The sequence below is a fragment of the Psychrosphaera aestuarii genome (assembly GCF_017948405.1).
GTDB lineage: Bacteria > Pseudomonadota > Gammaproteobacteria > Enterobacterales > Alteromonadaceae > Psychrosphaera > Psychrosphaera aestuarii.
In genome coordinates this window covers 424,048-436,422 of the sequence record NZ_CP072844.1, presented here as the reverse complement: position 1 = coordinate 436,422, position 12,375 = coordinate 424,048, and the positions used below count along the sequence as shown (strand labels likewise).

Genomic DNA, 12,375 nt, shown 5'->3' with positions numbered 1-12,375 from the left:
CATCAAAACTGAAAAAAAGGTTCTAATTTCCTGGGTTTTTGTTCTAGTCTTGTGGGATACCCGAGCGATGACGCTCAGACACTTTTTCTTTAAAAATTAATTTATTAAGGCTACTAATGAAAATCGCCATCTTGTCCCGTAATGAAAACCTGTACTCTACACGTCGCTTAAAAGAAGCGGGTGAAGCACTAGGTCACGAAGTTGATATTATCGACACGCTTCATTGTTATATGGACATCACTTCAAGCCGACCGACAGTGCGTTATCACGGTAAAGACTTACCTAAATACGATGCTGTTATTCCGCGTATTGGTGCGTCGGTCACTTTTTACGGAACTGCGGTAGTTCGACAGTTTGAAATGACGGGTACTTTCTCTGTGAATGAGTCGGTAGCGATTAGTCGTTCACGCGATAAATTACGCTCGTTACAATTATTGTCGCGTAAAGGCATTGGCCTACCTCGTACTGGTTTTGCGAGTCGCCCTGATAAAATTAAAGATTTAATTAAAAATGTTGGTGGCGCGCCTCTCGTTATTAAGTTACTTGAAGGTACGCAGGGAATTGGCGTAGTACTAGCAGATACTAACAAGGCAGCTGAAGCAATTATCGAAGCGTTCATGGGCCTAGAAGCAAACATTTTAGTACAAGAGTTTGTTAAAGAAGCGGGCGGTGCGGACATTCGTTGTTTAGTGATTGGCGGCAAAGTGGTTGCAGCGATGAAGCGTCAAGGTGCAGAAGGTGAATTCCGTTCTAACCTACACCGTGGTGGTAGCGCAACTCTGGTTAAATTATCAAAAGCTGAACGTGAAACAGCAGTAAACGCAGCAAAAGCGATGGGCTTAAACTTCTGTGGTGTTGATTTATTACAATCGGCAAGTGGACCTATGGTGATGGAAGTAAACTCTTCGCCAGGTCTTGAAGGTATTGAAACGGCAACAGGTAAAGATGTTGCGAAAATGGTGTTTGAGTTTATTGAAAAGAATGCAAAACCAAACAACAACCGTACTAAAGGTAAAGGTTAATGGCGCAAAGCTCGTTGATTATCGATGGTAATGAAATTCTTCCTGGCACAAATGTTAAGTTAGAATTACCCGTTGCTAAACTGTACACAGACTCCGATGTTTCCTTGCCGATTCATGTGTTTCGTGCAAAAAAACCAGGACCGACTGTATTTGTTAGTGCCGCTATCCATGGTGATGAACTCAACGGCATAGAAATTATCCGTCGTGTAATTTCAAATCCTAAATTTAAGATATTACGTGGCACCTTAATCGCGGTGCCAATTGTTAACGTTTACGGTGTGGTAAACCAAAGCCGTTATATGCCTGACAGGCGTGATTTAAACCGTAGCTTCCCTGGCTCAGCCAAAGGCTCATTAGCATCTCGTGTTGCAAACAAGTTTTTGACCGAAATTGTTAGTAAATGTGATTATGGTATCGACTTGCATACAGGCGCGATACATAGATCTAACTTGCCACAAATTCGCGCTAACTTAGAAGACCAAGAAACGAGTGAGTTAGCACAGTTGTTTGGTGTGCCGGTAGTATTAAACGCTGAGATACTAGAAGGCTCACTGCGAGAAGCGGCCAGCCATACAAAAACTAAGATCTTGTTGTACGAAGCTGGTGAAGCATTGCGTTTTGATGAGTTTTCTATTCGTGCCGGTGTCAAAGGTGTTAAAAATATCCTTCGACACTTTGGTATGTTACGTAAAAACAAACACAAACCGGTATCTTGTGCCGTTGCCAAAAACAGCAAGTGGTACCGAGCTAATGCCAGTGGTATTTTTAATACTCGAGTGTCATTAGGTGACAAGGTTGAAAAAGGCGATGTATTGGCTGAGATTGGTAGTCCTTACGGTAACGTTATTAACAAAGTGATTGCCGAAAAGAATGGCATCATTATTGGTCAACAAAATATTCCTTTGGTGCAAGAAGGTGAAGCTATGTTCCACATTGCCTTTTTTACTGAAGAAGATGATGACATTGTTGAACATATTGAAAACGTTCAAGAACAATTATTGCCAGAGTTGTCTGGTGGCTTAGAACAGCAATAGAGATAAAAGCATGACTGATAAACTAATTGTTGGAAATTTAGAAGTAGTTGAATTACCAGAGCTCACAATTTCTGAGCTCGAAGTTCGTGTTGATACTGGCGCCAAAACATCATCTTTGCATGTTGATAATATTGTCAAATGCAAGCTAGATGGTAAACGAGCAGTACAGTTTGATATTCACCCTGATATTCATAACGTTAGTAAAATCGTATCCTGTAAAGCCGAGATACATGACATTAGGCGAATCAAATCGTCTAATGGCACGTCAGAACAACGTTATGTGATTAAAACTCCGATGGTAATTGGTGGATTAACATTTGACATTGAAATCACCTTAACGGACCGTTCTGACATGAGCTATCTAATGTTGCTGGGTCGCGAAGCTTTAGGAAGTCGTTTTTTAGTTGATCCTTCGCAAGTGTTTCTTTGCTCTGATAAATAATTTAAAAGATCTAATCACGCAGAATCTCCGTAAGTTGCTACAGTAAGGTATTAAGTAATCAAGGAGATTTTATGAGCGACTTACAAAAAGTATTATATACAGCCCACACTCACACTACTGGTGGCCGTGATGGTGGTACTGCAAAATCTGATGACGGTAAATTAGAACTATCTTTAAGCGCACCAAGAGCACTTGGTGGCAATGACGGTGACGGTACTAACCCAGAGCAGCTATTTGCCGCGGGTTATTCGGCCTGTTTTATTGGCGCCCTAAAGGCGGTTGCCGCCGGCGACAAAAAATCACTGCCTGAGGATACTTTTATTAATGCCAGTGTTTCTATTGGTCCAATTGAACACGGTTTTGGTATTGAAGCAGAGCTAAATGTGTCGTTAGGCGATATGGATAAAGATGAAGCAAAAGCTTTAGTAGAAAAAGCGCACCAGGTTTGCCCATATTCTAATGCGACTCGTGGCAACGTTAACGTAACTATTAACGTTTTATAATAGTAAGCTCGCTGAACTTTAATAAAAGTACAAGTAAAACGCCCTTCTTAAAAGGGCGTTTTTTATAGCTTATCCATTACCGTTAGTAACTATTTTTCTGGTTCAGGATCCGACGGTAACGCGCCATCTTTGATACTGCCTGTAGCTTTTGCCGCTTCAAGCTTTTTATCCGACGCAACTTTAGATGGGTTTAAAATTAAACTCACAATCTTCCAGCCACCTTTTGGTGCTGTCTTTTTATCTGACTTAAATACTTCAACACGTTTCTCACTAATACTGATCAACGGAATTAAGTCACGATCGTACTTGTTCAAATAGTCTTGGAAAGTAAAGTCTTCGCTAATATTCGTTGTTTTAATGACGGCCCCTTTTTTCATGGCACTCGCAAGGTAACCATACGTGACACTCTCTCCAAATAACGTTAATTTTTTAGCAAAACCTTCTGATATTTGATGGCTTTCCATACTGGCATTGTCACTAGTTGCTAAGCCTAAAATAGTAGCTTCATGACCAAACTCATGTTCAAAGTGCGTCATTACCATAGGATTTAACTGCCGATAAGGTGACAGTACTAGTAAATTACCAATTCCTGATAAATCCAAACGTCGAGATGCATGATCAGAAATAGGATTACCAAAGTAGGTGCGAGCATTTTCCATACGCGCTTTTTTAATTGCATCCCAGTTTGGATCGGCAATGGTTGTCGCAATGTTGTTATTCTTAAGTTCTGCCGCTAACGCTCTAGAGAAGTCACTCGCACCAAATAATAGGAAACCATTTGGCTCAGGCTCACGAAGTTTTAGGATTTCTGCAACTTTGGTCGAAGTTAAACTTTGCAAAACAACCGTGGCAATGATCACTAAGAATACCACTGGCACTAAAACGCTAGCTTGCTCGTAACCTTGCTCTTCAAGTTTTAACGAGAATAGCGCGGATACCGCGGCCGCAACGATGCCTCGAGGCGCTATCCAGCTAAGTAACATAAGTTCTTTTAATGGCAGTCCAGTACCAATTGACGAAATAAATACGCTTAACGGGCGAGCAATAAATATAAGGCCGATAATGACAACAATTGCACCAAAGCCCACCGCTTGAATCTCAGCAAAGTCGATACGACTAGCCAATAAAATAAACAAACCTGAGATTAACAGAACGCTTAACGTTTCTTTAAACTCTAAAATATCATCAACGTTAACATTCTTCATGTTGGCTAAAATCATACCGGCAACTGTCACCGTTAATAAACCAGACTCATGAGCCATTGCATTAGAGATTGCAAATACGCCCAGTACTATGGTCAACACAGCCGTATTTTGTAAATAGTGTGGGAACCAGTTGCCGCGAATAGCTCGACCTAAAAAATAACCCGCTGCCGTACCAAAGGCCAATCCTGACAATACGGTTTGTCCAAATGCCCATAATGTATGAGTAAAAGCATCTTGTTGAGTCATTAAAAACTCAAACACCAATACCGCAAATAACGCCCCTATTGGGTCAATTACAATGCCTTCCCAACGTAAAATATTAGCCACATTTCCCTTTGGTCGTACGGTTCTTAACATAGGCACTATTACGGTAGGACCTGTAACAGTCACAATTGCAGCAAATAAAGCCGCCAAGCCGAGCGATATGTCTAAACCAATATAGGCCAATGGTGTTACCACCAGCCAAGTTACTAGTACGCCAACACTACATAGGTTTCGTACCATAGCGCCATGCCCGCTAATGTCGGCTATTTTTAGCGTTAAGGCACCTTCAAATAAAATAATAGCTACCGACAGCGACACAACCGGGAACAGTAAGTCACCAAAAAGCTGATCGGCGTTAATTGTGCCTGTAACGGGGCCTACAAAAATCCCGGCAAGTAACAAAAACAAAATAGCGGGCAGCTTTACTCTATGCGCAAAAAACTGACAAGCAATTGAAATGATTCCCACTAATGCAAGTGCGAGTGTTAAATCTGACATATAAGTTCCTGTCCGTAAGGATGATTAAGCTCGACCATATCGAACTCTTAAGTGAACAACAATAACAAAAGAATAGTAAAAACTAACGATGTTTCATTAGATTAGGATCAAAAGTAATAAAAATCCCAATTAATTGCAGACTAAAACTAAAAAGCCTGAACATATATGCTCAGGCTTTAGACATTATAGCTTTTATGGAAAATTAATAAGGCAGAGGAATTTGCTGATCGTTAATCATGAATTGCATATCAAGTAAGCTAATTTTTGATACGAATTGTTTCTCTAATTCCACAATGAAACCTTGCTGAATTAACGAGTTAATTACGGTTCCTGATTGAGCTTGTGCAATTTCTTGAATTTGCTCTTCTGGCATACCTTGAGCTTGCGGATTTTGGCGAATCTGAGAGGCTACCATCAGTTGCGCAAAGTAGTTTGCTAGTCCTTTATCAATAAGCAACTCACCATTGGCTTTAGCGTGAGTTAACCAAAATTTAGGATCTGCAATATTCTCAGGTAATGCCGTAATATTAACTAATTCCGAGTCTAGCTGGCCATTAAAGCTGCCTTGTGCAAACGTACCATTTAATTTAGTTAAATTTACATGCGGATTTGCTTCGACTAATGCAAGAACGTGTTTACCAATAAATTCAGCTTGCAGCGAGTTATATTGTTCTGGATCGCTGTCGATCAGTTCATTTGCTTGTTTTAAGAAGCCTTCATACGCCTTTAAGAACTCGCTATCAATGTTTGTAAACTCAAACTCAACATCAAAGTCTTGACCATCATATTGACCATCTTTAAATGCTTCTAGGGCATAACCTATCGACATATTGGCTAACTGAGTTTTTTCGTCAAGTTGTGTATCTGTCGTTAACGCTAACCCAGTAAGTTCAACTTTTTGGCCTGTAAGGGCGTTTGTATAGGTCACATCTTCAATCAACATTCTTGCTGTTGAGTCGTAAAAGCCCATAGCAAACAATTGTTCCATTGATACATCGCCAGTGAAGTCGACATTCATGTTACCGAACATTAACTCACCTTCTGTGACATAAAACTCGGTTGCTAAACCTTTTCCTTGGTAAACAATACCTGAACTAGAGGTTTGGCCTGCACCTTCATATCCTTTGTATACGATTTTAAGAGGTTGCTCACAACCAACACAGTTGAATTCTAACGCAGGCATCATATCGTTAAACGAATGATTGCCCAATAGAGTCATATGATCGGTAATTTGGTATAAAGGTTGGTTATTTTCTGTCGTTATATTTTCAGAAATTGAACGACCATCAACACTGGCTGTCATTGTTAACCAACCGAATGTTGCTACATCATTAAAAAGTAGCGGTCCATGTTGCGCAGTTACATCAATAATTGACGTAATCGGCTCCATCGGCTCTTCATTTACATCGGTGTTTACTGAAGAGGCGTCTAAATCTAGGCTAATGCTAATTTTAGCGTCTGAGGCAAACCAAGAAGATTCAAACTCGGTGATTTCAGCCGTGTATCCTGGAGTTTCATTTAACTTGGCGACTTGAGCCTGCATTACTGACTCAAACTGAGAGCCAACCACTTTTGGTCCCACAACCGCTGTCGCTACAATTGCAGCAGCAATAATAGATAGACCTGTTTTAAGATTACTCATATTACGTCCTTGTTTGGATTTTTATTTTTTAGACATTTGATTATGCCAATTAACGTTGCCGATGTGTAATTATTTTGAATAAACAACGATAAAGTTAAAAAGTTTTTTTACACATTTTTTTAACAATCTTGTCCAGCTGCCCAGCCACTAGCCCAAGCCCATTGGAAATTATAGCCACCTAACCAACCACTTACGTCTAACACTTCACCAACAAAATAAAGATTTGGAACGGTTTTACACATCATGGTTTTTGATGAGATAGTATTCGTATCCACTCCGCCTAACGTCACTTCTGCAGTACGATAGCCTTCAGTACCATTTGGTTTTATCTGCCAGGCTTCTAACATATTGATGATTTGTGCAATTTCTTTATGCTGCAATTGCTTTAATGGTTTGTCCGTTAGCTTTTGTTGCTCAAGAAGTACCTCAACAAAACGCTTTGGTAACCAGGTTGCTAAGGTATTTTTCAAGCTTTGATTTGGGTGCTGCTGCTTTTGTTCATCTAAGCTTGCCGTCACATCCAAATTAGGGAGTAAATTGATACTTAACGCTTCACCCGGTAGCCAATAATTAGAAATTTGCAGAACAACTGGACCCGATAAACCTCTGTGCGTAAACAACATGTCGGCCGCAAATGTAGTGCCGTCGTTAGATTCAATACGCACAGGCAAACTCACTCCGGATAATTCAGACAGTGCATCCTTATCTTGTTGATGCAAAGTTACTGGCACTAAGCCCGCTTTAGTTGGAAATACTGGCAAACCAAACTGCTCCGCCACTTGATAACCAAAAGGCGTTGCACCGAGTTTGGGCATTGATAAGCCGCCTGTGGCAATGACCACACTTTCACATTGATAGTTCATCGAAGGTGTTTCAACCACAAAGCCTGAGTCTACTTTTTCTATACGTTTAATGTCGGTTCTTAAACGCACCGTTACATTGGCTGCGTCACATTCGGACATTAATATTCGAACAATTTCTTTAGCACTGTCATCACAAAATAGCTGACCAAAATCACGTTCATGGTAAGCCACATTATATTTGGCAATAAGACCTAAAAAATCCCACTGTGTATATCGAGATAAAGCGGATTTAACAAAGTGAGGATTACTACAGATGTAGTTATTTGGCTCAACGTCCATATTGGTAAAATTACAGCGACCGCCGCCTGAAATTAAGATTTTTTTACCTGCTTGTTTGGCATGATCAATGACCAGCACACGGCGCCCTCGGTAACCAGCTTGCGCGGCACACATTAATCCAGCGGCGCCAGCACCAATTATTACTACGTCAAAATCTTTGTTCATGTTTGTTAAATCACCAATAATTTCAGGTTTAGGTTAGTCAGAGCCTGCATCCACTCTAGAAACAGCGCGCATTTTCCTTGATTGACGCGATAATCACAACCCGTTAAATAAAAGAATAAAAAATATACAACTAAGTGCCTCAAACGGTAGAGTATTTAGCCTAATTAAATTACAATGCGCTCGCTCAAGCTCTCTGGTTTATTTTGGTGATTCATGGTTAAAACTTATCTCTGCATTTTTCTTTTTAGTGCCCTTCTTTTTCCGGCACTCACAAATGCAAAAACTTTACTACGCGATGATGATGACTTTGAGTTAGAACCTATGTTCAAAGATAAAACATGGGATATGTCTGCTGAGTTAGGTATTTTGATTACGTCTGGTACAACTCAATCTACGTCGTTTTTAGCAAAAGCTAATGCTAACCACGAATGGCAAAACTGGCGTATGCAATACTCGTTTAACGCACTTTACAAAAAAGATGACGTGTATGATGCCGAACAGCAAAAAGAAGTTTTTAAAACCAGTGCCGAAAAATACATTTTTAATTTGCAAGCAGACTACGAGTTAACTGACACCGATGCGGTGTTCGGCTTTTACAGTTATACCGACGATCGATTTGCTGCATACGTTGAATATGCGACCATAGTAGCCGGTTATAGTTTCCGAGCTGTAAATGAAGATGATATGGTTTTAGACCTAAACATAGGTCCAGGTTATGCTAAAGGCTTAACGTCTGAAGGCGAAACTGAACAAGGTTTAATCATTCGTGGTTCTGCCGCATTTAAGTGGGACTTCACTGATTACGCACGATTTGTGCAAAACGTTTCAATTGAAACCGCCGGATTTAACACCCGAACGATTTCTGAAACATCGCTAAACACTCGACTTACCAGCTCTATGCAAATGAAGGTTGGGTTTAAGGCAACACACAATACTGAAGTTGAAAGTAATATACCGAAGTTATCTACAGAGACTTCATTAACACTAGTAATGAATATTTAACGAGACGACAAGGAATTTATAATGACAAAGATTTTACCACTTAGCCTTTTAACAGCGGCTATTTTAGCGCCTTCTGCGTTTGCAAACGAAGAAGTAAACCCGTTAGAAGTATCTGCAGAAGCCGGTGTTTTAATTACCACAGGTAATACTGAGTCGTCTTCTTTCTTTGGTAATATTACCGTTATACAAAATTTAGAAGAATGGAAAAACACATACACATTCGACATTCTGAAAAAAGACAATGAAATTGTTAACGCTGCCGGCCAAAAAGAAACAGAAACTACCGATGACAGATTCACAATTTCTGCTCAAGGCGACTACAAGTTAGGTCCTAAGTCTGCACTATTCGTATTTGGTAGCTACACAAACGATGAGTTTGGCGCTTACGAAAAATACACAACTGTTGCAGCTGGTTATAGCTTCCGTGCATTAGAAAAAGACAACATGCACTTAGACATCAACGTTGGTCCTGGTTATACAAAAGCAGAAACTCAAGCTGGCGAAACTGAAGATGGTTTTGTTGGTCGTGCGTCTGGTGCGTACAATTGGAAAATATCTAAGTCTGCAACGTTTATTCAAAACGTAAGCTTAGAATATGCCGATTTCAATACGCGTACAATTACTGAAACAGCGCTTAAAGCAACGCTTACTGACATGATGAAAATGAAAGTTAGCTACAAGACAATCACTAACTCAGACGTTGCGCCTGGTTTAGACAAAACAGACACAGAAACAGCGGTAACGCTAGTTGTAAACTTCTAAGCAACCCGCTTAAAAGTTGTCTATACAATTTCATCTCATGCTTTTATTTTAAGAGTATGAGATGAGAGTTTTACCAAACATGGCGTCTCGCCAATAAACTCACCATCCGCTTCTATTTCAAGCCCATCCTTAATGATTTCACCTTGATGATCACTAGTCAGTATTTCGTGATGCACTTCTTTTTCGGCTAGATGTTTGCCCATTGTTAATTTAGTTAATAATGCTAACTTTCGATGCAAGGCTAACTTCGGCACTCTAATTAAATGTAAATTTGCGTCCATTGGATTTGCACTTGGTGCGATAGGTAAACCACCGCCAAAAAACTTGCTATTGGCGAAGGCGGTTATTAAATTTTTATACCTGTAGGTGTTAACGTTTATGTAATTGTTTGAAGAGCTACTTTCATTGCTGCTAAGCAACAACTCAGACTCTGGCTCACGATAAAAAGGAATATAGCGTGCGGCGGCCACCAAATAGCTCAACGATTTGAACATAGACTTTTTATGTACGAGTTGTTTGGCTATAACCGCATCAAAACCAACCCCTAGCACATTATGAAAGTAGCGCGTGTTACCGTTGAATGCACACTCACCTATGTATAATGTTTTCGTCTTGTCTGCGATTACAATATCGATTAATTGCGGGTTACTTAGTCCTTTCGGGTATTGCGTGGCATCATACCAACGTTTAGCAAAGTCGTTTCCTGTGCCAGCAGGCAATAACCCAATGGCAATATTAGTATTAAGGCCATCTTGCAACACGCAGTTGATAACAACGTTGAATGTGCCATCTCCGCCCAATACAATAATGTCGCTGAATTCATTTAGATGATGTTTAAAATAGTGCTGATTTGCCGTCAAATTAGCTTCGGTAGGATACAGGCTATATTGTAACTTTTTTACTTTTAATGCCGTTATCAACTGCGCTAACAATTGTTGTCGTTTGGTATTTTGGACTGGATTAAAAACAATTAAGAAATAAGGCGTTTTGTCTTTGCTGCCAGATTTCTTACTTAGGTTCAATCTCTATCACCTGCTCGTTTAAGCGAATAACTGAAGGGCCGCGTTGACGATCGTTGGAAAGGTTTTTACCCCCAAACTCAACTAGCGTGCCATTATATAAAGTATGATTCACATGGATTTCAATAACATCCATATAATCACGACGCCGTTGGATAATGCGCTTACGCTGATAGCTTAACTTGCTAACTTGTTTTGATAACTTAGCAATTTTCATTTTCAGTTCTTGTTTTTGTTCATTCGACATAAGCATTTTCAGCTTGTCTTTAAGTTTGTCTTGCTCTTCAGAAAGCGGATGAATTTTTTCCCACAACATATCTTCTTTTTGTTTAAAGACTTTATAAGTGCGGTTCATCGATATTCTAGTATCTGCCCCCGCAGGCGCTCCCAAATGACCAACTTCAATACCTTTACTGACTTCGATATTACCACCGATTAACTTGCCATTTGCTTTAGTGCCTTGGCCAACTCGAAGTGATGCAGCTACCACATTACAGTGCGATAATTGTTTATGTACAAACACATCACGCTTAGCACGAATATCGATTTGGTTTGCAAAGGCAATATTAACGCGATTACCAGCTTCTAATAAGCAGTTGTATTGGCGACCTGGCTGTTCTGGCTCTAGTAACTTACCAGACGCACCAGCAATAACAGTAATTTCACCTTGGCAACGAATAGATGCAGACTCGACAAATCCACCAACTACAACGTCGCCGGTAGCAACAACACGCATTTCTGGCGACACATCACCACTAATAATAACGGTACCGTTGAACTTGATATGACCTTGTTTTGGTGTCAGCTCGCTGATGGTGTAAACATTGTCGACTTCCATGCGTTCATCTATCACACGGGCTAATCCCTCACGACTGGCGACTAAAATATTAGGGTCACGTTCATCGATAATGGTACCTTGCGACAATTCTAACTCAGCGTCTTTACCAGGAGTGGGAGGCAAATCATCGCCAAGAATATTCCGACCTGGCTTGCCGTCGGTTAGGGGGATTTTTTGATATATTTTTTGGCCTGGCTTTACTGTCTCAATATCGCCTAAATCGCGTAAATCGACTTTCCCGCCTTCTTTCTCAGCGGGTTTGCGAAGTTTATCTGAAAATAATTCTACCAGCGGTTTGAAGTAGGCGTTTTTGCCGTGTTTAGGCTCTAGTCCAAAGGCGATGTCGCCTTCAAATATTTCACCGGGCGCTGCGTCAAAACCCTTTTCTAGCAGTTTTTCAACTTTAGAGCGCTTAAGACCAAAACGCACACCTTGTAATTTACACGCGGTCTTTACATCGTCGATAGACGGCATTTCACCGCCATAAGCACTAACAATTTTAAGTCGACCAACCATTTTATCTGGGCTAAGCGTTACGGTAAGTTCAGCATCACGTAATTCGGCAATTTTATGGCCAACATCTGCCGTTTCAAATTCACCTTTTTCTATTTCGGCAATTTTTTCGTTAACAAGTTCAGTGAAATTTGCTACTTCGTCGTGCAGTAAAAAGGCTTCAAAAAAATACGACTCTTCAAATGCATCTATTATGTCTTTCTCGCGCACAGCCTTTGTATCACGCTCACAATGCAACGCGATAAAAGTGTCTTTGCCTTCTTGAGAAAACTTAAAATTGTGCACAATACTTCCTATTACTGCTTATAGATAACGCCAACTGTG

Annotated in this window: 11 protein-coding genes; 6 read left to right on the top strand and 5 right to left on the bottom strand. The window is 40.3% G+C overall.

Annotation, left to right across the window (positions count from 1 at the left end; genetic code table 11):
* Positions 1 to 116 precede the first annotated feature (116 nt).
* The 4 genes from rimK (at position 117) to J9318_RS02040 (ending at position 3,001) form a co-directional block, all read left to right on the top strand.
* Positions 117 to 1,022: a 30S ribosomal protein S6--L-glutamate ligase gene (rimK, locus tag J9318_RS02055; RefSeq protein WP_210560846.1), complete on the top strand. Its 906-nt coding sequence runs from the start codon at positions 117 to 119 to the stop codon at positions 1,020 to 1,022.
* Positions 1,022 to 2,056: a succinylglutamate desuccinylase/aspartoacylase family protein gene (locus J9318_RS02050; RefSeq protein ID WP_210560845.1), complete on the top strand. Its 1,035-nt coding sequence runs from the start codon at positions 1,022 to 1,024 to the stop codon at positions 2,054 to 2,056. Before rimK ends, J9318_RS02050 begins: the two co-directional genes overlap by 1 nt.
* Before the next feature lie 10 nt (positions 2,057 to 2,066).
* On the top strand, positions 2,067 to 2,498 hold the full coding sequence (locus tag J9318_RS02045; RefSeq protein ID WP_210560844.1) for an ATP-dependent zinc protease family protein: 432 nt from the start codon (positions 2,067 to 2,069) through the stop codon (positions 2,496 to 2,498).
* Positions 2,499 to 2,569: 71 nt separating this feature from the next.
* Positions 2,570 to 3,001 (top strand): organic hydroperoxide resistance protein, encoded by a 432-nt coding sequence (locus tag J9318_RS02040; RefSeq protein WP_210560843.1) that lies wholly within the window; start codon positions 2,570 to 2,572, stop codon positions 2,999 to 3,001.
* Between the two features lie 89 nt (positions 3,002 to 3,090).
* Here the strand turns inward: J9318_RS02040 and J9318_RS02035 are convergent, their stop codons facing one another.
* The 3 genes from J9318_RS02035 to J9318_RS02025 form a co-directional block, all read right to left on the bottom strand.
* Positions 3,091 to 4,968, bottom strand: a complete 1,878-nt coding sequence (locus tag J9318_RS02035) for a cation:proton antiporter (protein ID WP_210560842.1) — start codon at positions 4,966 to 4,968, stop codon at positions 3,091 to 3,093.
* A gap of 202 nt (positions 4,969 to 5,170) precedes the next feature.
* Positions 5,171 to 6,610: a YdgA family protein gene (locus tag J9318_RS02030; RefSeq protein WP_210560841.1), complete on the bottom strand. Its 1,440-nt coding sequence runs from the start codon at positions 6,608 to 6,610 to the stop codon at positions 5,171 to 5,173.
* A gap of 119 nt (positions 6,611 to 6,729) precedes the next feature.
* Positions 6,730 to 7,917: a BaiN/RdsA family NAD(P)/FAD-dependent oxidoreductase gene (locus J9318_RS02025; protein ID WP_210560840.1), complete on the bottom strand. Its 1,188-nt coding sequence runs from the start codon at positions 7,915 to 7,917 to the stop codon at positions 6,730 to 6,732.
* A gap of 213 nt (positions 7,918 to 8,130) precedes the next feature.
* Between J9318_RS02025 and J9318_RS02020 the strand changes: the two genes are divergently transcribed.
* Both J9318_RS02020 and J9318_RS02015 read left to right on the top strand, forming a co-directional pair.
* Positions 8,131 to 8,919 (top strand): DUF481 domain-containing protein, encoded by a 789-nt coding sequence (locus tag J9318_RS02020; RefSeq protein ID WP_210560839.1) that lies wholly within the window; start codon positions 8,131 to 8,133, stop codon positions 8,917 to 8,919.
* Positions 8,920 to 8,940: 21 nt separating this feature from the next.
* Positions 8,941 to 9,681, top strand: a complete 741-nt coding sequence (locus tag J9318_RS02015; protein ID WP_210560838.1) for a DUF481 domain-containing protein — start codon at positions 8,941 to 8,943, stop codon at positions 9,679 to 9,681.
* Between the two features lie 35 nt (positions 9,682 to 9,716).
* On the opposite strand, the gene J9318_RS02010 is transcribed toward J9318_RS02015, so the two are convergent.
* Together J9318_RS02010 and J9318_RS02005 are read right to left on the bottom strand one after the other, a co-directional pair.
* Positions 9,717 to 10,703, bottom strand: coding sequence for a diacylglycerol/lipid kinase family protein (locus J9318_RS02010; protein ID WP_210560837.1), 987 nt, complete (start codon positions 10,701 to 10,703; stop codon positions 9,717 to 9,719).
* Positions 10,690 to 12,336, bottom strand: coding sequence for a flagellar assembly protein A (locus J9318_RS02005; RefSeq protein ID WP_210560836.1), 1,647 nt, complete (start codon positions 12,334 to 12,336; stop codon positions 10,690 to 10,692). Before J9318_RS02005 ends, J9318_RS02010 begins: the two co-directional genes overlap by 14 nt.
* Positions 12,337 to 12,375 lie beyond the last annotated feature (39 nt).